15 protein-coding genes are annotated in these 23752 nt (G+C 72.5%); 6 read left to right on the top strand and 9 right to left on the bottom strand.

The genetic code is table 11. The features are described 5' to 3' along the window. Window positions 1-130: 130 nt before the first annotated feature. The 4 genes from ACZ6S6_RS34530 to ACZ6S6_RS34515 all read right to left on the bottom strand — a co-directional run bounded on the left by ACZ6S6_RS34530 (window position 131) and on the right by ACZ6S6_RS34515 (window position 5877). Window positions 131-1468, bottom strand: a complete 1338-nt coding sequence (locus ACZ6S6_RS34530) for an FtsX-like permease family protein (RefSeq protein ID WP_469708925.1) — start codon at window positions 1466-1468, stop codon at window positions 131-133. Then, window positions 1458-2195 (bottom strand): ABC transporter ATP-binding protein, encoded by a 738-nt coding sequence (locus ACZ6S6_RS34525; protein ID WP_362962440.1) that lies wholly within the window; start codon window positions 2193-2195, stop codon window positions 1458-1460. Before ACZ6S6_RS34525 ends, ACZ6S6_RS34530 begins: the two co-directional genes overlap by 11 nt. Further along, window positions 2192-2749 carry a PadR family transcriptional regulator gene (locus ACZ6S6_RS34520; protein WP_362962438.1) on the bottom strand — a complete coding sequence of 186 codons (558 nt, stop codon included), beginning with the start codon at window positions 2747-2749 and terminating at the stop codon, window positions 2192-2194. Before ACZ6S6_RS34520 ends, ACZ6S6_RS34525 begins: the two co-directional genes overlap by 4 nt. 128 nt (window positions 2750-2877) lie before the next feature. Beyond that, on the bottom strand, window positions 2878-5877 hold the full coding sequence (locus ACZ6S6_RS34515) for a beta-N-acetylglucosaminidase domain-containing protein (protein ID WP_469708922.1): 3000 nt from the start codon (window positions 5875-5877) through the stop codon (window positions 2878-2880). Between the two features lie 310 nt (window positions 5878-6187). On the opposite strand from ACZ6S6_RS34515, the gene ACZ6S6_RS34510 reads away from it, so the two are divergent. The 5 genes from ACZ6S6_RS34510 to alc all read left to right on the top strand — a co-directional run bounded on the left by ACZ6S6_RS34510 (window position 6188) and on the right by alc (window position 11265). Further along, window positions 6188-6454, top strand: coding sequence for a hypothetical protein (locus ACZ6S6_RS34510; protein WP_362962434.1), 267 nt, complete (start codon window positions 6188-6190; stop codon window positions 6452-6454). Beyond that, entirely contained in the window at window positions 6455-8716 is a 2262-nt protein-coding gene (malQ, locus tag ACZ6S6_RS34505) for a 4-alpha-glucanotransferase (protein WP_469708920.1), read from the top strand. A gap of 20 nt (window positions 8717-8736) precedes the next feature. Beyond that, window positions 8737-8967: a hypothetical protein gene (locus ACZ6S6_RS34500; protein ID WP_362962430.1), complete on the top strand. Its 231-nt coding sequence runs from the start codon at window positions 8737-8739 to the stop codon at window positions 8965-8967. Window positions 8968-9118: 151 nt separating this feature from the next. Next, complete coding sequence (locus ACZ6S6_RS34495; RefSeq protein ID WP_469708918.1) at window positions 9119-10039, top strand: LysR substrate-binding domain-containing protein; 921 nt, start codon at window positions 9119-9121, stop codon at window positions 10037-10039. A gap of 65 nt (window positions 10040-10104) precedes the next feature. Next, window positions 10105-11265, top strand: a complete 1161-nt coding sequence (gene alc, locus ACZ6S6_RS34490; protein WP_469708916.1) for an allantoicase — start codon at window positions 10105-10107, stop codon at window positions 11263-11265. Between the two features lie 87 nt (window positions 11266-11352). On the opposite strand, the gene pepN (ACZ6S6_RS34485) is transcribed toward alc, so the two are convergent. The 5 genes from pepN (ACZ6S6_RS34485) to pepN (ACZ6S6_RS34465) all read right to left on the bottom strand — a co-directional run bounded on the left by pepN (ACZ6S6_RS34485) (window position 11353) and on the right by pepN (ACZ6S6_RS34465) (window position 22934). Continuing rightward, window positions 11353-13929, bottom strand: coding sequence for an aminopeptidase N (pepN, locus tag ACZ6S6_RS34485; protein ID WP_362962424.1), 2577 nt, complete (start codon window positions 13927-13929; stop codon window positions 11353-11355). A 386-nt stretch (window positions 13930-14315) separates the two neighbouring features. Continuing rightward, window positions 14316-15344, bottom strand: coding sequence for an aspartate-semialdehyde dehydrogenase (locus ACZ6S6_RS34480; protein WP_362962422.1), 1029 nt, complete (start codon window positions 15342-15344; stop codon window positions 14316-14318). A gap of 163 nt (window positions 15345-15507) precedes the next feature. Next, a complete protein-coding gene (locus tag ACZ6S6_RS34475) occupies window positions 15508-18819 on the bottom strand; it encodes a S8 family serine peptidase (RefSeq protein WP_469708913.1) in 3312 nt (1103 codons plus the stop codon). Between the two features lie 196 nt (window positions 18820-19015). Then, entirely contained in the window at window positions 19016-20083 is a 1068-nt protein-coding gene (locus tag ACZ6S6_RS34470) for a hypothetical protein (RefSeq protein ID WP_469708912.1), read from the bottom strand. Between the two features lie 253 nt (window positions 20084-20336). Then, window positions 20337-22934, bottom strand: coding sequence for an aminopeptidase N (gene pepN / locus ACZ6S6_RS34465; protein ID WP_469708910.1), 2598 nt, complete (start codon window positions 22932-22934; stop codon window positions 20337-20339). A 134-nt stretch (window positions 22935-23068) separates the two neighbouring features. On the opposite strand from pepN (ACZ6S6_RS34465), the gene ACZ6S6_RS34460 reads away from it, so the two are divergent. Next, complete coding sequence (locus ACZ6S6_RS34460) at window positions 23069-23719, top strand: mycothiol-dependent nitroreductase Rv2466c family protein (RefSeq protein WP_362964020.1); 651 nt, start codon at window positions 23069-23071, stop codon at window positions 23717-23719. Window positions 23720-23752: the final 33 nt, after the last annotated feature.

Below are 23752 nucleotides of genomic sequence, written 5' to 3'. Positions count from 1 at the left end.
GCGCGGCGTCAGATGCGGTGCATCGCAAGGCGGAGGGACGCCCGAATACTGGATGTATTCGGGCGTCCCGACAACGCAGCGAGGTGCCGTAGCTGACGCCGCGCGCCCGCCAGGAATTGCGGGACAGCCCTTAGGTGAAGCGCAGCTCCGCGGGGTGCGCCATGCGCCGCAGGAGTGGCAGTGACGTCGCGGCGGCCAGCAGGCAGGCGGCGTACACCCCCACGGGCACCAGGAGCGGGAGCATCGACGGGAAGCTGCCCGGGGCGACGAGGACGGCGTACGCGAGGTGCACCGTCATGCCGCCGATACCCGCCAGCAGCGTCGCCGGGGCCAGCGGGAGCGCGGTCTCCAGGAGCAGCGCCCTGGTCAGCACCGCGCGCGGCACTCCGGCAGCGGCCTGGGCGGCGAGCCCCCGGCGGCGGGTGGCGAGGGACTCCGCGGCGCCCACGGCCAGACCGCAGAGGCCGACGGAGAGGGCCACCAGGACGGCTGCCCCGGTGAGGTCGAGTCCGGTGGTGTAGAAGTCCGGGTCCACCGGTGTGTGGCCGCCCCGCACGCGCAGAGCGGCGAGCATGACCTCCCGTACTCCCACGAAGCCCGTTCCGACGACGGTCACCAGCAGCAACGCGGCGTGGGTACGCGCGGCGGCCCACGGGTCCTCCCGCAGGCGGCCGGCGGCGATCAGCACCGCGGGGCTCCTCGCGCCGGCCGTCAGGCGGCGGCCCATGAAGGCGGCCGAGGCCCCGGCCACCCAGAGCGCGCCCGCCGAGAAGAGGAGCACCAGGGCGATCACCAGCGCCGCGAACGGGCCGGCGCCGGAACCGTTGTCCGAGAGAAGGAGGGCCGCCGCGGCGACCACGATCCCCGGAAGCAGGAGCGCGAACACCGTCCGCCGTTCGGGCTCCGACCGTACCCGGCGCAACCGGCCGAGCGGTGCGGCGATCACCCGGCGCAGCGCGAACCCGCTCACCAGCGCGGCGACCACCGGTACGCCGAGCACGACCAGCGCGAAGCCGGCCCAGGCCTGGGCCGGCGGTGTGCGGCCGGAGCCGGCGAGGACCGCGGCGAACACGGCGAGGCCGGCGACCGCACCCACCAGGCACGCCGCCCCGGACTCCAGAGCGGCGATGCGCCGCACCTGCCGGGGTGACGCCCCGGCGAGCCGCAGCGCCGCCGTCCGCCGGTCCCGGTGGACGGCGCCGATCCGGGCGCACTGGCCCAGGAAGCCGAACACGGGGACGAGCAGGAGCAGGAGCGTGGCCACCACACCGGTGCGCTGGCCGGGCTGGTTCAGCAGGCCGTGTCCGAACCCGATGGACGCCTGCCCCGAGACCGCGGAGACCGTGACCGCCGCGAGGGCCAGGCCGGTGGCGAGCAGTGCGCCGGTCGCGGTGAGCGCGATCCGCCACCACTCACGGCGGTCCGAACCGCGGATCAGGGTCCAGGCGATGTGTGCGTCAGTCCTCATGGCAGGCCGCCTCCTGGACGGTGAACCGCGTCGCGCCGGAGTGGAGGGCCCCGTCGCGCAGCCACACCTCCCGGTCCGCGTACGCCGCGATCTGGGCGTCGTGCGTGATGAGCAGCACCGCGGTGCCGGACTCGCGGGAGGCGTGCACCAGAGCGGTCATCACCTGTTCGCCGGCGAGGGAGTCGAGGGCGCCGGTCGGCTCGTCCGCGAAGACGGCCTTCGGACCGGTGATCAGGGCCCGTGCCAGTGCGATCCGTTGGCTCTGTCCGCCACTCAGCTCGCCGGGCCGCAGGTCGGCCTGCCCCCGTACGCCGAAGCGCTCCAGCCAGGAGTCCGCGCGGCGCTGTGCCTCTGCGCGGCCGGTTCCCGCGAGCAGGAGGGGCAGGGCCACGTTGTCGAGCGCGGTGAGTTCGGGGATCAGCTGCCCGAACTGGAACACCACGCCGAAGTCGGTACGCCGCAGCTCGCTGAGGCGCGCCTCGGGCAGCAGGCCGAGCTGCTCGTCTCCGTAGGTGACCGAGCCCTCGTCGGGGCGGACGATGCCCGCGAGGCAGTGCAGCAGTGTGGACTTCCCGCTGCCGCTGGCACCGGTGACGGCGAGGATCTCACCGGCGCGGAGTTCGACCGAGGCGCCGCGCAGCGCCTCCGTCCGCCCGTACCGTTTCGTCAGGCCGGTAGCGGTGATGAGTGGCGCCGACGTCGTGGGCCGGTCGGCTTGGGTGCTCATGTCGGCTGGACCTCCGTGGTCAGGGTGGCGAGGCGGGTCGCCGTGGTGGCCATCCACCGCACGTCGGCGTCCAGATGGTTCAGGGCGTAGTCGGCCGAGAGGACCGTGCTGAGGCCGGCCCCGGGCGTGGTCTTGAGCTGGGTCAGTTCGTGCATCCGCGCCATGTGCGCGGCGCGCTGGGCCTGGAGGTAGGCGGCCGCGTCCGTGGTGCGGTCACCGCCGGCGGCCGCCGCGACGAGGATCGAGGTGACGACCTTGGCGAAGATCTCGTTCGTCACGAAGGGCGCGGGTGGCGCGGTCTCGCCGGCCCATCGGGCGAGCTCGCGTGCGCCTTCGTCCGTGGAGCGGTAGAGGGTGCGCTCGGGACCGCCGTCGGAATCGGTGCCCTCGACCGCGGCCAGGCCGTCCCGCACCAGGCGTTGCAGGGTCGTGTAGACCTGGCCGTACGCCAGGGGGCGGGCCTGCGGGAAGAGTTCGTCGTACCGCCGTTTCAGTTCGTAACCATGGTTGGAACCCCCGGCAAGCAGCCCGAGGAGGACGTGACGGATGCTCATGGCGGCGACTATATACTCGGTATATGTACTGAGTGAATAGCGAGGGGCGGGAAGTCGTGGGGGAGGGTGCGGAAAGGGTGAACTGCCCCCTTTCGGGGGGCTTCGGGAGCGGCGCCGGGCCGGCGCCGCTACTCCGCCACGGCGTACGCCTGGACCGACCAGAGCGAGTAGCCGTACTCGGTGGCCCGCCCGTCGCCCTGGACCCTGATGAACCGGGTGTCCTTCGCGTCCATCCGGACCGACTCGTGGCCGCCCCTGCCCTCCTGGACGGTGGCCGCCGTGCGCCAGGTGCGGCCGTCCGCGGAGACCTGGACGCGGTAGCGGGAGGCGTACGCGTCCTGCCAGTCCAGGACCACCTGCCCGAGCCGGACCGGGGCGGGCAGCTCGGCCTGCCACCAGGCGCCGTCCTCGGCCGGTGAGGACCAGCGGGTCTCCGGGTCGCCGTCCGACGCGGCGGCCGCGGGGAAGTCCGCCGTCTCGTCGCCCGACGAGGACGCGGTGGCCGTGCGCAGCAGATCGGGGCCCGCGGTGCGCGGGAAGGCCCGGACGGTGAGGGTGGTCTCCTCGGCGCCGAAGGCGAACGGCACCTCGTACTCGCCCGCCGGGGTGTCCGCGGGGACGGTGATCTCCACGGGCACGTCGGTACGGGAGCCGCGCTGGACGGTCGTCTGCTTGGGCACCCGCACCTTGATGCCCTTGGGGGCCTTCGCGGTGAGCGCGCCCCGCACCTCGGCCGGGCGGCCCGCGGAGAGCCGTGCCTCGACGCGCTGCGGCTTGCCGCCGATCTCGGCGTCCGTCTCCCCGTGCGCGAGATCGAGCCGGGCGGCGGGCTCGTCGACGAACCACGGCACCAGCGAGCGCACCCGGGGCGCCGTTCCGGTGGACGGGGCCGCGCCCGCGAGCGGCGGGATGATCAGGGGCGGCGCACCGGTGACCGACGGGGTGACGGTCGGCCAGCTGATCCGGACCGCGTCGGCCCGCAGGCCCCGCCCTTCCGTCTGGGTCCAGCCGCTCGCCGACAGGGCGCCGAGGCTGTGCCAGCCCTCACCGGGCACATGGGCCTGGACCGTCGCCTGCGCCGGCGTGGCGCCGCCGCCCGGCACGGCCGTCGCGGTGACGGCCTCCAGCGGACGCGCCCGGCCCAGCCGCACCGTATAGCTGCCCTGCGCCTCGGTCACCGTGCCGTTGTCGCGGTCCGTCCCGGTCCAGGCGTCGGCCTCCTTGCGCGCCCGGTCCAGGAACGGGCCGAGCACCCCCTTGCCGACCGTCGCGCCGCCCGCCTTCACGGACCTGCTCACCGGCTCCAGGGCCAGCGACGCCTGCCAGGCGGCCGGCCCGTCGCCGCGCGCCTGGGCCTGGAGCAGATCGACGGCCAGCTCACCCGCCCTGCCGTACCGGGACAACTGCTCGGTCCACGGGCGCACTTCGTCGTCGAGCCGCCCGTCCGCCAGTCCGGCCAGCCGCTGCGGGGTCTCGCGCATCACGGTGAACGCGGAGCGCAGCCGGTCCGCCGCCTTGTCGCGGGCCACGGCGTCCGTCCCCGCCCGGGACTTCCAGAACGCGTCGAGCAACGGTCGCAGATACGCCGATTCGTCACCGCCCAGCACGGAGGCCGCGCTGTTGCCGGCCAGGGCGCGCAGTGCGTCCCGGCTGCCGGTGTCCTGGCCCGCGAGGTCGTCGATGGCCGCCTGCCAGGACTCCTGCGGCTGGTACCCCTTCGGGTTCCAGGCGAAGTCGGCGGCGGTGAACAGCGGGATCCTGGAGGCGGACGGCTGCTCCATCGCGTTGGCCAGCAGCGCCGCCGAACCGATGGCGACCGCAGGATCGCGGCCGGTGTAAGGACCGAGGAAGATCCGGTCCTGCGCGTAGTCGTTGACCGGGTAGTTGTCCATCGTGACCAGCGGATGGCGGAACGTGTCGCGCGCACCGGCCAGCTCGCCGCCGGTGATGGTCCTCGGCACGACCCCGACGCCGGTCCAGGCGACCTGCACCCGGTCGTCCAGCTCCCTGGCGAGCGCCGTGCGGTAGGCGGTCGCCCCGTCCTGGTAGAACTCGGTCGGCATCATCGACAGCGGCTGCGCGTCCGGGTGGCGGTCCGCGAGGTGCTCGGCCACGCCGCTCACGACGCGGGCCTGCGCCCTGGCCGCCGCCTCCGGACCGTCACCGAAGGTGTCGGCGTCGGCCGAGCAGTGCCATTCGCTGTAGCTGACGTCCTGGAACTGCACCTGGAAGACCCGCACCCCCAGCGCCCACATCGCGTCGATCTTCTTCGTCAGCGCCTTCACGTCGCGGTCCGAGGACAGGCACATCGACTGGCCGGGTGCCACGGCCCAGCCGAGCGTCACGTGCTCGGCGGCGGCCCGCTCGGCCAGCGCGCGGAAGTCGGCACGCCGCTCGGCCGGGTACGGGTCGCGCCAGCGGGCCTGCCGGTAGGGGTCGTCGCCCGCCGCGTACAGATACCGGTTCTGCTTGGTGCGCCCCATGAAGCCGAGCTGGGAGAGCCGTTCCTCCTGCGTCCAGGGCTGCCCGTAGAACCCCTCGGTCATCCCGCGCACGGCGCTGGACGGCCAGTCCCGGACGGTGACCCCGGCGACACTGCCGCCCCGGATCAGCTGACGCAGGGTCTGCACCGCGTGGAACAGCCCGTCGTCACCGAGGCCGTCCACGGCGACGGTGTCCCGGCCCGCGACCGGGCCGGCCGCGATCCGGTAGCCGCCGGCCGGCAGATCGGCACGGTCGGGCGCGCGCAGCGTGCGCAGCGCGTCCTGGGCCCCGTCGCCGCCGAGCCGGATGACGGGTCCGCGGCCCGGCAGGGCTTCGTGGACGGTCCGCACGCCCGCGTCGCGCAGGACCTCGCGGAGCGCGGTGACGGCGTACGGGTCGGCCTGCGCGCCGACGAGGAGCGTGACCTCGCCGGAGAGGGGGACCGGGGTGCCGGACGCCTTGATGCTCTGCGGCCGGGGCCACACGGTGGGCAGCGCGCCGTCGTCCGTGCGGTCGGGGGTGCTGGCGGCGGGCGTGCCGGGCACCTGGGGGGCGGCGAAGGCGGCCGGGGCTCCCGCGGAGAGCAGTCCGCCGAGCACGGCCACGGCGACCGCTGCCGCCTGCTTCCTGCGCCTGAGCTGCATGCCCGTTCTCCCTCGCTCCCACCAGTGGGCTCCGAGCCCACCACCCGCGCGCGAGGGTGTCAATGTGCGTGGTCGTTGTGGTGCAAATGCCCGATGCGGCGGACGAGGTGGAACGGGTGTGCCTGACGTCGTGTCACGCGAAAGATGACGCCGAATGGCCGAAAACGGCGGACGTCTTACGGGGAATCGGCCTCCGGAGAAAGGATTGTGACCCAGAGCACGTTGAACTCGTTGTCATAACGCCTACGTCTGCGGACGCGTCCGCTGGGTAGGCCTGCTGTGTCCTGCTCTCCACGGCCAGGAGGCCACCATGCCCGCTGCCGCGCAGCTCCTGCTCTCCGCCCTGACCAAACAGGTACCGGGGCCCGCCCCGCTGATCAGCGCGTGCCCCGCCACCGCCACCGGCCCGCTCACCAGCGAAGCGCCGCTGGCCGACGCCATACCCCTCACCAGTGAGCCCCCGCTCGCTGACGCCACACCTCTGACCAGCGAGCCCCCGCTCGCCGTTCTCGCCCCGCTGACCAGCGAGCCGGCCTCCTCCGGCAGCGCTTGGGGCATGGAGTCCCCAGGAGTCTGAATGGGCTTGTCCCGGCTCGCCGCACTGCACGGCGTCGCCACCTCCTACTCCCCGTCCGCCGACGCCACGGTGTCCGTCCCCGACGGCACGGTCGTCGCGGTGCTCGCCGCGCTCGGTGTCGACGCCGCCACGCCGGAGGCGGTACGGGAGGCGCTCGCCGCCGCCGAGTCCGCGGCCGGCTCCCGGCTGCTCCCGCCCACAGTGGTCGTGTGGACCGGGGAGCCACTGCCCGTGGCCCTGGCCGCGCTGCCGCCCGGCACGGAGCTGACCGTCCGGCCCGAGGAGTCCGGTTCGGCCCCGCCGGCCCCGATGAGGACCCCCGACGGGGATACGGATCCGGCCGTTTCCGGCTCAGCGCCCGGCTCAGGGTCTGGCTCAGCGCCAGGCGCAGCGCCCAGCTCAGCGCCAGGCGCAGCGCCCAGCTCAGCGCCCGGCCCAGTACCCGGCGCGGTGAGCCCCGGTCCCGCGCCCGCGCCCGGCTGGTGGGCGGAACCACCGCTCGGCGTGCACCGGCTGACCGTCCGGGCGCCGGAGCGGCCGGCCGAGTCCTGCACGCTCGTCGTCGCCCCGGCCCGCGTCCCGCAGCCGCCGGCCCGCGGCCACGGCTTCCTGGTGCAGCTCTACTCGCTGCTCTCCGCCCGCTCCTGGGGCATGGGCGACCTCGGTGACCTCGCGGATCTCGCCTCCTGGTCCGGGCGGTGCCTCGGCGCCGGCTTCGTCCAGGTCAACCCGTTGCACGCGGCGGTCCTGGGCAGCCCCACCGACCCGTCGCCCTACCGCCCGTCCTCGCGGCGCTTCCCCGACCCCGTGCACCTGCGCGTCGAGTCCGTCCCGGAGTACGGGCACGCGCCCGACCGGGCCGCGCTGGACGATCTGCGCCGCCGGGCCGCGGAGCTCAGCGACGGAGTCCTGAACAAGGGCGCGCTCATCGACCGCGACGCCGTCTGGGAGCTCAAGCGGCAGGCCCTCGCCGTCCTCGTCGACGTACCCCTCACGCCCGGCCGCCGCGCCGCCTACTGCGACTTCCTCGCGGAACAGGGACAGGCCCTGGAGGACCACGCCCTGTGGTGCGCCCTCGCGGAGGTGCACGGCTCCGACTGGCACACCTGGCCGGCGGGCCTGCGCGACCCCCGCTCCAGGGAGACCGCCCGCGCCCGCGGCGAACTGCTCGACCGGGTCGACTTCCACTGCCGGCTCGCCTGGCTGACCGACACTCAGCTCGCCGACGCCCAGCGGGCCGCCCGGGACGCCGGGATGGCCGTAGGGATCGTCCACGACCTCGCGGTCGGCGTGCACCCCGGCGGCGCCGACACCTGGGCCCAGCAGGACGCCTTCGCGCACGGCATGTCCGTCGGCGCGCCCCCGGACGCCTTCAACGCACGCGGCCAGGACTGGGGGCTGCCGCCCTGGCGCCCCGACGCCCTCGCCGCGTCCGGCTACGCCCCGTTCCGCGGTCTGCTGCGCGGGATCCTCGGCCGGGCCGGTGCCCTGCGCATCGACCACGTCATGGGCCTGTTCCGGCTCTGGTGGGTGCCCGAGGGGCGCCCGCCCACCGAGGGCACCTATGTCAGCCAGGACGCCGAGGCGATGCTCGCCGTCCTCGTCCTGGAGGCCCACCGCGCGGGCGCCGCCGTCGTGGGGGAGGACCTCGGCACCGTCGAACCCGGCGTCCGTGAGGCGCTCGCCCGCCGCGGCGTCCTCGGCACCTCCGTGCTCTGGTTCGAGCGGGACTGGTCGGGCACCGGCCGCCCGCTGGCCCCCGAGGAGTGGCGCGAGGGCTGCCTGGCGACCGCCACCACCCACGATCTGCCCTCCACCGCGGCCCGGCTGACCGGTGACCATGTGACGCTGCGCCACCGCCTCGGCCTGCTGACCCGCCCGCTGGACCAGGAGCGGACCGAGGACGGCGCCGGCACCGCGGAGTGGCTCGGCCTGCTCTCCCGGCTCGGCCTGCTCCCCGAGGGCGGCGGTGACGAGGAGGCGGCCGTCCGCGCCGTCCACCGCTTCCTGCTGCGCACCCCCGCCCGGCTGGCCGGGGTCTGGCTGCCCGACACGATCGGTGACCGCCGCCCGCAGAACCTGCCGGGCACCTGGGACGAGTACCCCAACTGGCGGCTGCCCATCGCCGATGCCGAGGGCCGCCCGGTCACCCTGGAGGAGCTCGCAGCCTCGCCCCGGCTGCACAGGCTGATGGAGGTCCTCGACCCCCGCCAAAAGTCTCCGCAGCCCCGTACGGCACCCCCGGGCGCGCGGCCCCCGTAGCCGTTCGCTACGTTTGCACCGTGGACAAGAAGAACGCTATGCGCGCCGGCGCGGTCGCCGCCGGAACGACGCTGATGATGCTGCTCATGACGTCCCCCGCGCTCGCGCTCACCCGCGACGACGGCGACGACCCGGGGACGGGCCTGAGCGTGATCGACACGGTCGGCCTGTTCGTCGTGGCCCCGCTGGTGCTGTTCGGGGTCATCGCCGGCCTCGTCATGGTCCTCGACAAGTCCAAGAAGCAGGCCTGACACCCGGCTGCGCGGCGTACCGGTCCGCGTGGCTCCCCAGTCCGTCCCAGGGCGTCCCGATGTGCGCGAGCGCATCGGGGCGCCCTGTCCGCGTCGGGAGTGGCGCAGGAGACGGGCCGGGTCCGGGGCGGACGGCGGCTAATGTGCGGACATGACCGAGTGGGACATCAAGAAGCTCCGGATCCTGCGGGTGCTGAGCGAGCGCGGGACCGTCACGGCGACGGCCGAGGCGCTGCTGATGACCCCCTCCGCGGTGTCCCAGCAGCTGTCGAACCTGGGCCGGCAGCTCGGTGTGCCGCTGCTGGAGGCGCAGGGCAGGCGGGTCAGGCTCACCGACGCCGCGTACCTCGTGCTCCGCCACGCGGAAGTGGTCTTCGCCCAGCTCGAACGCGCCGAGGCCGAGTTGACCGGCTATCTGCGCGGTGAGGCGGGGGAGGTGCGGGTCGGGGCGTTCTCGACCGCCGTGCCCGCCCTCGTCGTACCGGCGGTCCAACTGCTGCGCGCGGCCGGCCGGCCGGGGCCCGAGGTGCGGGTACGGGAGGCGGAGGCCGCTGAGGCGTACGAACTCCTCGCGGCCGGCGACGTCGACCTCGCGCTCTCGCTCGCCGCGCACGCCCCGACGGCCCGCGACACCCGGTTCGCCCTGCTGCCGCTGCTCGCCGACCCTCTCGACGTCGCCCTCCCTGTCGGGCACCGGCTGGCCGACGCCCCCGGACTCCGGCTGGCCGACCTCGCCGCCGAGCCCTGGATCTTCGGCGGCTCGGGACCGTGGTCGCAGATCACCACCGCCGCCTGCGAGGCCGCCGGGTTCGTCCCCGAGCAGGCCCACAGCGCCTCCGGATGGACCGCGATCCTGGCCATGGTGGAGGCCGGCATGGGCGTCGCGCTGATCCCCCGGATGGCGTCGGCGGAGCGCCGCAAGGGTGTGGTGCTGCGCGTCCTCGACGCCGACCTGCCCCGGCGCCATGTGGTGGCGGCGGTGCGGCAGGGGGCCGAGGCGGGCCCGGCGGTGGCCCGAGTGCTGGCCGCGCTCAAGGAGGTCAGCGCCGCACGCGAGGAATCGTTCAGCTGAGCTGAATGGAATGTGCGAAAACTTTCGATGGACCTGATGCATGAGTCTGTACGACAGTGGGGCACATGACCTTCGACGCGAGCGAGACCCCCGCCCTGGACAACGACCCCCATGCCCACGACCCGCATGCCAACGACGCGTCCCCGTACGGCGGCGGTGACCCGTACGCCGACTACCGCGCCACCGACCTCCCCTTCACCGAGCTGGTCGACCTCGCCGACCGGCGCCTCGGCGCGGGCGTGATCGCCGCCAACGACGAGTTCTTCGCCCAGCGCGAGAACCTCCTGATCAGGGAACGCGCGGTCTTCGACCCCGAGCACTTCGGCCACAAGGGCAAGATCATGGACGGTTGGGAGACCCGCCGCCGCCGCGGCGCGGACGCCGACCGTCCCTTCCCGGCCCCCGACGAGCACGACTGGGCCCTGATCCGCCTCGGTGCCCCCGGCATCATCCGCGGCCTCGTCGTCGACACCGCCCACTTCCGCGGCAACTACCCGCAGCGCGTCTCGGTCCAGGCGACCTCGGTCCAGGGCTCGCCCGGCCCCGAAGAGCTCCTCGCCGACGACGTCAAGTGGGACGAGATCGTCCCGCCGACCCCCGTACGCGGCCACGCCGCCAACGGCTTCGAGATCACCGGCGGCCGCCGCTACACCCACATCCGCCTCTGCCAGCACCCCGACGGCGGCATCGCCCGCCTCCGCGTGCACGGCGAGGTCGTCCCGGACCCGTCCTGGCTCGCGGCACTCGGCACGTTCGACCTGATCTCGGTCCTGAACGGCGGCAGCTACGAGGACGCCTCCGACCGCTTCTACTCCTCGCCGACCCAGATCATCCTGCCCGGCACCTCCCGCAAGATGGACGACGGCTGGGAGAACCGCCGCCGCCGGGTCCGCGACACCAACGACTGGGTGCGCTTCCGGCTGCCCGCCCAGGGCGCGGTCCGCGCGATCGAGATCGACACGGCCTACCTCAAGGGGAACGCGGCCGGCTGGATCGCCCTCCAGGGGCGCGACGGCGAGACGGGCGAGTGGTTCGAGATCATCCCCCGCACCCGGCTCCAGCCCGACACCCCGCACCGCTTCCCGCTCCGCGCCCCGGCCGTGGTCACCCACGTCCGACTGGACGCCTTCCCCGACGGCGGCGTGGCGCGGATGCGCCTGCACGGCTCGCTGACGGAGGCCGGTGCGGCCGAACTGGCCACCCGCTACGAGGAGTCGGGCGCGTAACCCAGGCCCCGGCACCCCCTGCTCCCGCCCGGCGGACAGCTGCGCAACTGCGCCTGCCCGCCGGGCGGTCTCCACCTGGTGCGGGAACTACGCGGTCGCCGCCGCCGCGTCCGCCGCACGGGCCTTCAGCGCCCGCTCCACACCCGAACGGGACTCCGACACCAGCCGGCGCAGGGCCGCGCTCGGCTCGGCCGAGGCCAGCCAGGCGTCCGTGGCGTCCAGGGTCTCCTGCGAGACCTGGAGCGACGGGTACAGACCCACCGCGACCTGCTGGGCCATCTCGTGGCTGCGCGAGCCCCAGACGTCCTTCACCGCGGTGAAGAACCTCTCCGTGTACGGGGCCAGCAGCTCGTGCTGGTCGGTCTGGACGAAGCCGCTGATGGCCGCCTCCTGGAGGGAGTTCGGCAGCTTGTCCGACTCGACGACCGAGGCCCACGCCTGCGCCTTCGCCTCCTCGGACGGGCGCGCCGCACGCGCGGACGCCGCATGGCGCTCGCCCGCCGCCGTCCGGTCGCGCTCGTACTCGGCGGCGATCTCGTCCTCGTCCAGCAGCCCCGTCGCGGCCAGCCGCTGGACGAAGGCCCAGCGCAGCTCGGTGTCGACGGCCAGGCCCTCGATCGCCTCGGTGCCGTCAAGAAGCGACTGGAGCAGATCGAGCTGCTGGGGGTTGCGGGCCGTGGCCGCGAAGGCACGGGCCCAGGCCAGCTGGTGGTCGCTGCCCGGCTCCGCCGCGCGCAGGTGCGCGAGCGTCGCCTCGGTCCACTGGGTCAGCCCCGCCTCGCGCCACTCCGGCGCCGAGTACAGGTCGAGCGCCATCTTCGCCTGGCGGTGCAGCGACTGGACGACGCCGATGTCCGACTCCTTGCCGACACCGGACAGCACGAGCGACAGGTAGTCCCGGGTCGCCAGCTCGCCGTCCCGGGTCATGTCCCAGGCGGAGGCCCAGCACAGGGCGCGCGGCAGGGACTCGGTGAAGTCGCCCAGATGCTCCGTGACGACCCGCAGCGACTCCTCGTCGAGCCGGACCTTCGCGTACGACAGGTCGTCGTCGTTGAGCAGGACCACGGCGGGACGGGCGGCGCCGGCCGGGAACGGCACGGTGGTGCGCTCCCCGTCCACGTCCAGCTCGATCCGGTCCGTCCGGACCAGGTTCCCGGCCTTGTCGAGGTCGTAGCACCCGATGGCGATCCGGTGCGGGCGCAGCGTCGGCTCGCCCTTCGCCCCGGCGGGCAGGGCGGGCGCCTCCTGGAGCACGGTGAACGAGGTGACACGGCCGTCGCCGTCCGTCTCGATCTCCGGGCGCAGGATGTTGATGCCGGCCGTCTCCAGCCACGCCGTGGACCAGGCCCGCAGATCGCGGCCGGAGGTCTTCTCCAGCGCGCCCAGCAGGTCGGAGAGCTGGGTGTTGCCGAAGGCGTGCGCCTTGAAGTAGGCCTGGACGCCCTTGAAGAACTCGTCCTGGCCGACGTACGCCACCAGCTGCTTCAGGACCGAGGCGCCCTTGGCGTACGTGATGCCGTCGAAGTTGACCAGGACGTCGTCCAGGTCACGGATGTCGGCCATGATCGGGTGCGTCGAGGGCAGCTGGTCCTGCCGGTACGCCCAGGTCTTCATGGTGTTGGCGAACGTGGTCCAGGAGTGCGGCCACGGGGAGCCCTCGGCGTACGCCAGGCAGGCGATCGAGGTGTAGGTGGCGAACGACTCGTTCAGCCACAGGTCGTTCCACCACTCCATGGTGACGAGGTCGCCGAACCACATGTGGGCCAGCTCGTGCAGGATCGTCTCGGCCCGCGTCTCGTACGCCGCGTCCGTCACCTTGGAGCGGAACACGTACTGGTCGCGGATGGTGACCGCGCCCGCGTTCTCCATCGCGCCCGCGTTGAACTCCGGGACGAACAGCTGGTCGTACTTGGCGAAGGGGTACGCGTAGTCGAACTTCTCCTGGAACCAGTCGAAGCCCATCCGGGTCACGTCGAAGATCGCGTCGGCGTCGAGGTACTCCGCGAGCGACGGGCGGCAGTAGATGCCCAGCGGGACGGACTGGCCGTCCTTCTCGTAGCTGCTGTGCACCGAGTGGTACGGGCCGGCGATCAGCGCGGTGATGTACGTGGAGACCCGCGGCGTCGGCTCGAAGGACCAGACGTCGTCCCTGGGCTCCGGCGTCGGGGAGTTGGAGACCACGGTCCAGCCCGACGGGGCCTTCACGGTGAACCGGAACGTCGCCTTCAGGTCGGGCTGTTCGAAGCTCGCGAAGACCCGGCGCGCGTCCGGAACCTCGAACTGGGTGTAGAGGTAAGCCTGCTGGTCGACCGGGTCGACGAACCGGTGCAGCCCCTCACCCGTGTTGGTGTACGAGCAGTCGGCGACGACCCGCAGCTCGTTGGAGCCCGCCGCCAGATGCGGCAGGGTGATCCGCGAATCGCGGAACACGGCCGCGACATCCAGGGCCTTGCCGTTCAGCTCGACCTCGTGCACGGCCGGGGCGACCAGGTCGATGAAGGTCTCCGCACCGGCTTCGGCGGAGTCGAAGCGCACGGTGGTGACGGACCTGTAGGTCCCGCCCTCCTGCGCTCCGGAGAGGTCGAGATCGATCTCGTACGCGTCCACGGTCAGCAGGCGCGCCCGCTCCTGTGCCTCTTCGCGGGTCAGATTCGTGCCAGGCACGCGGTCATCTCCTTGGTATGTGATGTTTCCGGTCATCCTTCCACGTGACCCGCACCCAGGGCGATGTCCGTTTTCCGCCGGACCGTGCGGGTGGGGCGCCCGGCCGGACCGGCTGCCCGTTCTCGCGGGCGGGTGCGCTGCGGACGGTCCGGCGCCCCTGAGCACCCCCGGGGCTCCGCCCCGGACCCCGCTCCTCAATCGCCGGAGGGGCTTGATTTCCCGCGCGGAGAATTAAGCCCGTCCGGCGATTGAGGACAAAGGGGGGCCCGGGGGCTCGCCCCCGGTTTCGGGAAGGGGCGGGTAGGGGACAGCCCCGCGCAGCGGCACCGCACCCGCACCGCACCCGCACCGCAGCGGCGCCGCACCCGCACCCCGCCCCCGCCGCGTCAGCCCGCGAGCTCCGCCGCGACCAGCTCCGCGATCTGCACCGCGTTCAGCGCAGCCCCCTTGCGCAGGTTGTCGTTGGAGACGAAGAGCGCCAGACCGTGCTCCACGGTCTCGTCGGCCCTGATCCGCCCGACGAAGGACGCGTCCTGCCCGGCGGCCTGGAGCGGGGTGGGGATCTCCGAGATCTCGACGCCCGGGGCGGCCTTCAGCAGCTCGTACGCGCGCTCCACGCCGATCGGACGCGCGAACCGGGCGTTGATCTGGAGGGAGTGGCCGGAGAAGACCGGGACCCGGACACAGGTGCCGGACACCTTCAGCTCCGGGATCTCCAGGATCTTGCGGGACTCGTTGCGGAGCTTCTGCTCCTCGTCCGTCTCGAAGGAGCCGTCGTCGACGATCGCGCCGGCCAGCGGCAGCACGTTGAAGGCGATCGGACGCTTGTAGACGTCCGGCTCCGGGAAGTCGACGGCGCCGCCGTCGTGGGTGAGCCTGTCCGCCTCGGTGACGACCTTGGACACCTGGCCGTGCAGCTCGGCGACGCCGGCCAGACCCGAGCCGGACACCGCCTGGTACGTGGCGACGGTCAGCGCCTCCAGGCCGGCCTCGTCGTGCAGCGGGCGCAGCACCGGCATGGCGGCCATCGTGGTGCAGTTCGGGTTGGCGATGATGCCCTTGGGGCGGTCCGCGATCGCGTGCGGGTTGACCTCGGAGACGACCAGCGGGACCAGGGGGTCCTTGCGCCAGGCGGAGGAGTTGTCGATCACGACGGCACCCTGGGCGGCGACCTTCTCGGCGAGCGCCTTCGACGTCGCGCCACCGGCCGAGAACAGCACGATGTCCAGGCCGCTGTAGTCGGCCCCGGAGGCGTCCTCCACGGTGATGTTCCGGCCCTGCCACTCGATCGTGGAACCCGCGGAGCGCGCGGAGGCGAACAGCCGCAGCTCGTCGGCCGGGAACTTCCGCTCGGCCAGGATCCTGCGCATGACTGTGCCGACCTGACCGGTGGCGCCGACGATTCCGACCTTCACGGGAACTCCTTCAAGCGTACGAACGGCACGGTTGCCGCTCCATGATGCGTATGTCCACGGCTTCCTTGTCCAATCCATTGTCCGGGGAGCGGACAGCGCGCGCAGCGCAGTGGGGCGGGCGCTCGGTGAGCACCCGCCCCACTGTCGTACGGATCACATGCGGTTACGGCGCGACCTTCTCGATCACGACGCTGCCGGTGCCCGCGGCGGTGCCCCGCGCGTTCACCAGGTGGACCTCACCGAAGAACTGCCGGCCCTCGGGGGCCGCACCGGCGACCGCGACCTCGGCACCGACCTGCGCCGACGCGCCGGCGGCCAGGTTCACGGCCTTCGACTCGTCGACGGAGATCGTGCCGAGCGACGGCGCGTAGTACACGTCGCGGTAGTCGAACTCGGTGGTCCCGGCGGGGACGTCGTAGCCGTCGATGACGACCGTGTACGTACCGGCCGAGGGCTTCACCAGACTGACCGACTCCTCGGAGCCGGCCGTGGTGGAGGCGCCCACCTCGGCAGTGCCCTTGTAGACGTACAGGTCGAGGTCGGCGTTGGCGTCCGCGGTGGAGCCGATGGCGATGTCCAGCTTCTCGACGCCCTCACCGATGGTGACCTCCTGGGTGTACTCGCCACCCGTGGAGATCGACGGACGCTCGACGGCGGCCGAGCCCAGCGAGCCGCCCTTGAGCGTGGCCTCCAGGGCGCCCGCGTTGTTGGTGACGGTCCAGTCCACCGCGGCCGGGGTGCCGATCTTCGCCTCGGCGATGGTCTGCACGGCCGGGTCGAAGGACACACCGAGCAGCGAGACGTCCAGCTTGTACGGGTTGTCCAGCAGCGGCGACGTACGCCGGGCCTCGACCTCGATCTCCCAGACACCGGCCTGCGGGTCGGCGTACGAGCGCACGTCGGGGCGGCAGGTGTTGGCCGGGTTCTCGTAGTTCGGGTAGCAGTACGGCGTCCCGCTGTCATCCACCGCGACCCCGTACGGGTGGATGGAGATGAAGCGGGTCTGGCTGCCCGAGCGCAGGGCGCTCATCGCGACCTCAAGGGTCTTGGCGCCCTCCGGCACGTTCACGAAGTACGACGTGGTGCCGTTGCGCTGCACCGAGCCGGACGCCTTGAACGCGTAACCCGGCTTCACCAGGTCCTTGGCGACGACGACCGTGGCGAGGATCTGCTGGTCCACCCCGGAGGTCTTCGCGTCGTCGACCTGGAGGATCGCGCTGTGCACGCCCGCGCTGCCCGGCTTCGCCTGGACCTTGACCGTCACCGGCTTGCCGAGCGGCAGCGAGACGGTCTTGCCGCTCGTCAGCTTGAAGGTGCCGTCGTTGTACTTCCACGACAGCTTGTGCTTGACCTTCTTGTCCGGGCCCGTGGTCCGGGTGACCGTGACGTCGTACGACTTCTTCTGGCCGGCCTTGAGGCCGCCCTCGCGGTCGTACAGACCGGTGCCGAAGCCCGGGGTCTTCAGCGCGAAGTCGATCGCGGTGTCGACGGGGGCCTTGACCGTGTACTCGTGCGCCGGGGCGCCCTGCTTCTTGATCTGCTTCCAGGCGTCGATGATGTTGATCAGACCGGCACCCTGGGCGTGCGCGGGCACTCCCTTGATCTGGGTGGCGGTGCTGGTCAGCGCGGTGCGCAGATCGGCCGGGGGCAGCTCGATGTGCTTCTGCTCCGCGGCGGACAGCAGCAGGGCCGTCGCGCCGGCGGCCTGCGGCGAGGCCATCGACGTGCCCTGGAGCATGGAGTAACCGGCCGGAAGCGAGTAGCCCGCCTCGGCGACCGGCGAACCGGGCATCCAGGTCTGCGTCGAGTTGATCGACGCACCGGGCGCCGTCAGCGTCGGCGTGAAGCCGCCGTCCTCACGCGGACCGCGCGAGGAGAACGGCAGCATGTCGTACTTCTTGGTGACGGCGGAGCCGTAGTTGGCGGCCCAGGTCTCCTTGGAGATGGACGCGCCGACCGAGATGACGTGGTCGGCCAGACCGGGGTCACCGATGGTGTTGACGCCCGGACCGTCGTTGCCGGCCGAGATGACCAGCTGGACGCCGTAGATGTCGACGAGCCGCTTGTACAGCTCCGCGCGGGCGTTGTTGCCGTCGTTCAGCGAAGGCAGGCCGCCGATCGACATGTTGACGACATCGACACCGCGGTTCACGACGAGGTCGATCATGCCCTCGGTGAGCGCGATGTTGGTGCAGCCGCCGGACCAGGTGCAGGCGCGCGAGGAGACGATCTTCGCGCCGGGCGCGGCACCGTTCATCTTGCCGCCGAACAGGCCGTTCGCGGCGGTGATGCCCGCGACGTGCGTGCCGTGCTCGGACTCGATGACACCGATGTTGACGTAGTCGGAGGTGGCCCCGGCGGCGTTGTACACGACGCTCTTACGGGTCTCGACGACGAACGGGATGCGCTCGACGACATCGGTGCGCGGGTCGTCCTCGCCGAAGTAGGAGACCTGGTGCTTCTCCTTGTACGGCTTCAGGACGGCGTCGTCGGTGAAGTCGGCGTTGTCGTTCAGGTCCACCCGGGTGGTGCCGGTGACCGGGTCGTACAGCACGGCCCACACGTCGGTGGTGTCACCGTCGCGGTTCAGGTCGCCCGCCATGTCGCCGCCCTTGGTGGCGGCCTCGGCGAACAGGCTGATCCGGTACGAGCCCTTGGGCGCGGAGTAGGTGCGGCCCTTGTAGGTGAACGTCGGGCCGGACACGGCGTCCGTCATCCGCAGCCAGGTGCCGTCGCCGTCACTGACCGGGTCCGTGGCCGTCACCCAGTCGGTGATCTTGCGCTCGCCGGTGGTGGTCTTCTGGAGGGCCGGGTGACCGAGGTCGACGCCCGCGTCCAGAACACCGATGGTGATGCCACGGCCGTCGGCCTTCGGGTGCTGCTTGACGAAGTCGACCGCACCCGTCTCGAACGACGGGTTGTACGGGTTCTTCGCCGGAGTCTTCTTGTTCGGCGCCGCGTAGCTGCCCGTCGACTTCGCCTTGGCCTTGCTGCCGGTCGCCCGGTCGGCCGCGGGGGTCGGGTCGTCCAGCATGATCTCCTGCTTGAGATCGATGCCGTGGACGGACGTCAGCTTCGATGCCGCCTTGATGGTGGCCTCGGCGCTCGACGTCGGCACGGTCGCCCGTACGTAGCCGAGCTTGTCGTACGCACGCCCCAGCACGGAGCCCTTGACGGCGTCCAGTTGCTTGGTGACCTGCGCGGTCGCACCGGGTGCGGTGGCGACCATCATCGTGATGTTCTTCTCGCCCTTGGCCCGCGCCTTGGCGAGCACATCGGCGTCGGCCGTGCCGAGCTTGTCCGCCGTGTCGTTACCGGCGGCGGCCTTGACGGGGGCGGTAGCCGGGTCGTCGGCGGCGAAGACGGGGGCGACACCGGTGGCGGCCAGTGCGGCCACCAGACCGGCGGCGGCCGCGACTCGTGCCGCGCGTCTCGCTCCGGGTATGTAACCGGGGGATTCGGAGGTCATCAGCATCCCTGTATGTGAAAGTGAAAGTCCGGAAATCGGTACCGGATGACCGCTCACCCTTTCGTAAATGACAGGGGTTTGTGGAGAGTTGTGGTGCGGGAGTTGTGAACATGGCGGAATTCCGCCACCGGTGCCGAAGCGCCACGTGGGACGAAGCGGTGGTTACGTGGCGATCCCGCACCGGGAACCTCACCGAGGCGGACTACCGGGGCAGGATCACCACGTGCGCGGCCGGCTCGCGCGCGGCCGCCGCCATCAGCGCCGTCCGCACCACGACCGCCTGCTGCTCCAGGGCGTCGCGCAGCTTCCCGGGGGAGAGGTGGACGACGGTGACCCCGAGCCGTTCCAGGTGCTCGCGCCGGGCGGCGTACCCGGACCACCGCGCCTCGTGCTCCTCCTGCCGGCGGTCGTAGCCGGTCCGGCCGTACCGCGGGGCCCCGGTGTCCAGTTCGAGGGCGACCGCCTCCTCGGGCCAGTAGGCATCGACCCCGCCCAGATCCGGGCCGCCGGGCAGACGCAGGTCCACGTTCCACAGCGGTTCCGGGAGCCCGTACTCCCGCACCAGGTCGTACAGCCGGTCCTCCGCCGACGCCCGGCTCTCGGCCAGCAGCGAGTCCACCGCGTTCACCACCTGGGGGCGGCCGAGGACCTTGGCCCGGTTCAGCTCACCCACCACGACGGCCGGTTCGCAGTGACCCTCGCGGACCGCCTCGGTGAGCAGCCGGCGGACGGCGAAGGCGTCGGCGAGCCCGGCGACCGCATCCGCCAGCGCGCGGGCCACCGGGGCCACCGGCAGCCCGTCCAGCAGCTCGGGCTCCGGCAGCTCGGACGTCCGCATCAGGCGGACGTACCGGACCGACCGCAGCCGCCGGACCCGCGGCACCAGCACGTCGATCCGGTCCAGGGAGACGGCGGGCGGCGCCGCGGCGAACCCGTGCAGCGAGAGCGCGGCGAGCCCGGTGACCACCGCCTCGCCGTACGCGGGATCGGCGCCGGCGCTCCGCCTCGGCACGGCGCGCCGGCCGGCGACCGCCGTGCGTCCCGCGTGGAGCAGGGCGGACCGCAGCCGCTCCCGGCCGCTGAGCGGCCCCGGGTGCAGCACATAGACACCGGGCAGCGGCTGCTGCCACGGGCCACCGGTCCCGCACTGCCCGGCGGCCTGCGCGGCGGAGACGCCGCGGGCCTTCAACTGGGCGGCGGACAGCACGCGTTGCCGCACATCGGAGGTGATACGGAGATGGCAGGGAGGGAGCGGGGTGTTCTGGGTCATGCTCCGGGGTATCCCGCGCGCTGCCGGGGCCGTAACCCCTGTTACAGGCCCGTCGACATTCCAGGACAACGCCGTCCAGAAGTACGGACGTCCGACAGCCGAAAAGGCCCGTCCGCGCCACACCCGGCCCGTCCGCACCGGCATCCGGCCCGTCCGCACCGGCATCCGGCCCGTCCGGCGTTTGAGGACGGAACCCTCGCCGAGGTGTCGGGCACCCCGGCGAGGGCCTCACTCCGGACGGGCCGGGAAACCGTCAGACCGTGGCCGCGTCGCACGCCTGCGCGCGCAACCCCCGGTCGAGGTCGTCCCGCGCCTCCAGTACCAGCCGCCGCAGCGCCGGCGCCGCGTCCGCGTGCGCCGCCAGCCACGCGTCCGCCGCCGCCAGCGTCGAGGCATCACCCTGGAGGGCCGGGAACAGGCCCTTCACCACGGCCATCCCGATCTGGATCGACCGCTCGGCCCACACCCGTTCGATCACCTCGAAGTACCGGGCCGAGTAAGGCGCCAGCAGTTCCCGCTGCGACGACTGCGCGAAGCCCGCGATGGTGGCCTCCACCAGCGCGTTGGACAGCGCGTCCGACTCCACGACACCCGCCCACGCCTGCGCCTTGACCGCGGCCGACGGCCGCGAGGCCAGGCAGCGCACCTGGTGGCGCTTGCCGGACGCCGTGTCGTCGCGGGCCAGCTCGGCGCCGATCGCCGACTCGTCGGCCAGTCCGTGCGAGGCCAGCGGGGACAGGAACGTCCACCGGAGCTCCTGGTCGACGTCGAGCCCGTCGATCCGGGCCGTCGCGTCGAGCAGCCCGGACAGCAGCTGGAAGTCCGTGTCCGACGCGGCGACCGCCGCGAAGAACCGCGCCCAGGCCAGCTGGTGCTCACTGCCGGGCACCGCGAGCCGCAGCTCGCGCAGCGCGCCCTCGGCCAGCGCCGTGCCGCCCTCCTCGCGCCACTCGGGCGCCGCGTAGTGCACCAGCGCGGTCCGGGTCCAGGCGTGCAGCATCTGCAGGACGCCGATGTCCGTCTCGCGGCCGGAGAAGTCCAGCACCAGCGAGACGAAGTCGCGGGCCGGCATCAGGCTGTCCCGGGTCAGGTTCCACAGCGCGGACCAGCACAGCGCCCGCGCGAGCGGGTCCGTGATGTCACCGAGGTGCGAGCGGAGCGTGGTCAGCGACACCTCGTCGAAGCGGACCTTGCAGTACGTCAGGTCGTCGTCGTTGACGAGGATCAGCTCGGGCCGCTCGGCCCCGGCCAGCTCCCCGATCACCGTGCGCGGCCCCGCCACGTCCACCTCGGCCCGTGCGTAACGCACCAGGGCGCCATCGGTGTCGCGCCGGTACAGACCGACCACCACGCGGTGCGGGCGCAGCTCCGGGTGGGACGGGGCCGCCTCCTGGAGGACGGCCAGTTCGGTGATCCGGTCCGCGGCGTCGTACGTCACCAGCGGCGTCAGCGAGTTGACGCCCGCGGTCTGCAGCCAGGAGCGCGACCAGCCGGTCATGTCCCGCCCGGACGTCTCGGCCAGCACCGACAGCAGGTCGCCCAGCCGGGTGTTGCCGTACGCGTGCTTCTTGAAGTAGCGCCGCGCGCCCTCCAGGAACGCGTCCCGTCCGACATAGGCCACCAGCTGCTTGAGCACCGAGGCGCCCTTGGCGTAGGTGATGCCGTCGAAGTTGAGCTTGGCGTCCTCCAGGTCACGGATGTCGGCCGTGATCGGGTGGGTGGACGGCAGCTGGTCGGCGCGGTAGGCCCAGGCCTTGCGGTTGTTGGCGAAGGTGATCCAGCCGTCCTTGAACCGGGTCGACTCCACCATGGCGAAGACACCCATGAAGTCCGCGAACGACTCCTTGAGCCACAGGTCGTCCCACCACTGCATGGTGACGAGGTCGCCGAACCACATGTGCGCCATCTCGTGCAGGATGACGTTGGCCCGGCCCTCGTACGCCGCCTGCGTCACCTTCCCGCGGAAGATGTACTCCTCGCGGAACGTGACACAGCCCGGGTTCTCCATCGCGCCGAGGTTGTACTCGGGCACGAACGCCTGGTCGTACTTCCCGAACGGGTACGGGTAGTCGAAGTTGTCGTGGAAGAAGTCCAGGCCCTGCTTGGTGATCAGGAAGACGTCGTCGGCGTCGAAGTGCCGGGCGAGCCCCTTGCGGCACAGCGCGCCGAGCGGGATCTCCAGCTTCGTGCCGTCGTCGAAGGTACGGGTGTAGGAGTCGGTCACGTAGTGGTACGGGCCGGCCACGACCGCCGTGATGTACGTGGAGATCGGCTCCGTCTCGGCGAACCGCCAGACCCCGCCCTCCCGCGACTCCTCGGCCCCGTTGCTCCAGACCGTCCACGCCTCGGGTGCCGTGACCCGGAAGCGGAAGGGGGCCTTGAGGTCGGGCTGCTCGAAGTTGGCGAAGACGCGCCGCGAGTCCGCCGGCTCGTACTGCGTGTAGAGGTAGACCTCGCCGTCCTCCGGGTCGACGAAGCGGTGCATCCCCTCGCCGGTCCGGCTGTACGCGCACTGCGCGTCCACCACCAGGACCTGGTCGCCCTCCGGCAGGTCCGCCAGCGCCACCCGGTTCCCGTCGAAGACGGCCGCCGGGTCCAGCGCGGTGCCGTTCAGCGTCACCGCGTTCACGGCCGGCGCGATCAGGTCGGCGAAGGTCGAGGCACCGGCACGCGCCGTGCGGAACCGGATCGTGGTCACCGAGCGGAATGTCCGCGGTCCGGAGTCCGGGCCGCCGTCCCCGCCGGGCTCACCGATGGCGGACCGGACGTCGAGCTCGACGTCGTAACCGTCGACGGTCAGCAGCTCGGCCCGCTCGCGGGCCTCGTCGCGGGACAGGTTTTCACCGGGCACGAGCACACTCCTTTGTGTCACGTTCGAATACTTTGATCCTCCCATGCCGCTTCCCGGCCCGGCATGCGGGAATGGCCGGAGCATCCCGCGGTGTTCTCGCGCACAGATGGAGATCGGTCCGCCTGAGGAGAGACATGTCTGAGAACAGCACGGCCACCCGCAAGATCCCCGCCGATTTCTGGTTCGACCCGCTCTGCCCCTGGGCCTGGATGACCTCCCGCTGGATGCTGGAAGTGGAGAAGGTCCGCGACGTCGAGGTCCGCTGGCACGTGATGAGCCTGGCCGTACTCAACGAGGACCGGCTGGATGAGCTGCCCGAGGAGTACCGCGACCTCCTGGAGAACAAGGCCTGGGGCCCGGTCCGCGTGGTGATCGCCGCCCAGCAGAAGCACGGCGACGACATCGTCGGCCCCCTCTACACGGCGCTCGGCACCCGCTTCCACAACCAGGGCGAGGGCCCCACCCGCGAGGCGATCGTGGGCGCCCTGGAAGAGGTCGGCCTGCCGGCCGAGCTCGCGGAGTACGCGGACTCCGACGCGTACGACACCGAGCTGCGCGCCTCCCACAAGGAGGGCATCGACAAGGTCGGCCAGGACGTCGGCACCCCGGTCATCGCCGTGCCCGGCCCGGACGGCGAGCAGATCGCCTTCTTCGGCCCGGTCGTCACCCCCGCCCCGAAGGGCGAGGAGGCCGCGAAGCTGTGGGACGGCACGCTGCTGGTCGCGTCGATCCCCGGCTTCTACGAGATCAAGCGGACCCGGACGGCCGGGCCCGACTTCAGCTGACCCCGAGGGTGCGGGCACCGTCCGTCACGGAGC

The organism is Streptomyces sp. NPDC048671, from assembly GCF_055587045.1.
Note: the sequence above shows the minus strand (reverse complement) of the source record. Positions and strands in the feature narration are given on the sequence as shown.

What these genes read in the sequence shown, in the direction of transcription:
- ACZ6S6_RS34530 (WP_469708925.1), bottom strand. Translation starts at nt 1,468, where the DNA reads ATGAGGACTGACGCACACATCGCCTGGACCCTGATCCGCGGTTCGGAC.
- ACZ6S6_RS34525 (WP_362962440.1), bottom strand. Translation starts at nt 2,195, where the DNA reads ATGAGCACCCAAGCCGACCGGCCCACGACGTCGGCGCCACTCATCACC.
- ACZ6S6_RS34520 (WP_362962438.1), bottom strand. Translation starts at nt 2,749, where the DNA reads ATGAGCATCCGTCACGTCCTCCTCGGGCTGCTTGCCGGGGGTTCCAAC.
- ACZ6S6_RS34515 (WP_469708922.1), bottom strand. Translation starts at nt 5,877, where the DNA reads ATGCAGCTCAGGCGCAGGAAGCAGGCGGCAGCGGTCGCCGTGGCCGTG.
- ACZ6S6_RS34510 (WP_362962434.1), top strand. Translation starts at nt 6,188, where the DNA reads ATGCCCGCTGCCGCGCAGCTCCTGCTCTCCGCCCTGACCAAACAGGTA.
- malQ (WP_469708920.1), top strand. Translation starts at nt 6,455, where the DNA reads ATGGGCTTGTCCCGGCTCGCCGCACTGCACGGCGTCGCCACCTCCTAC.
- ACZ6S6_RS34495 (WP_469708918.1), top strand. Translation starts at nt 9,119, where the DNA reads ATGACCGAGTGGGACATCAAGAAGCTCCGGATCCTGCGGGTGCTGAGC.
- alc (WP_469708916.1), top strand. Translation starts at nt 10,105, where the DNA reads ATGACCTTCGACGCGAGCGAGACCCCCGCCCTGGACAACGACCCCCAT.
- ACZ6S6_RS34475 (WP_469708913.1), bottom strand. Translation starts at nt 18,819, where the DNA reads ATGCTGATGACCTCCGAATCCCCCGGTTACATACCCGGAGCGAGACGC.
- ACZ6S6_RS34470 (WP_469708912.1), bottom strand. Translation starts at nt 20,083, where the DNA reads ATGACCCAGAACACCCCGCTCCCTCCCTGCCATCTCCGTATCACCTCC.
- ACZ6S6_RS34460 (WP_362964020.1), top strand. Translation starts at nt 23,069, where the DNA reads ATGTCTGAGAACAGCACGGCCACCCGCAAGATCCCCGCCGATTTCTGG.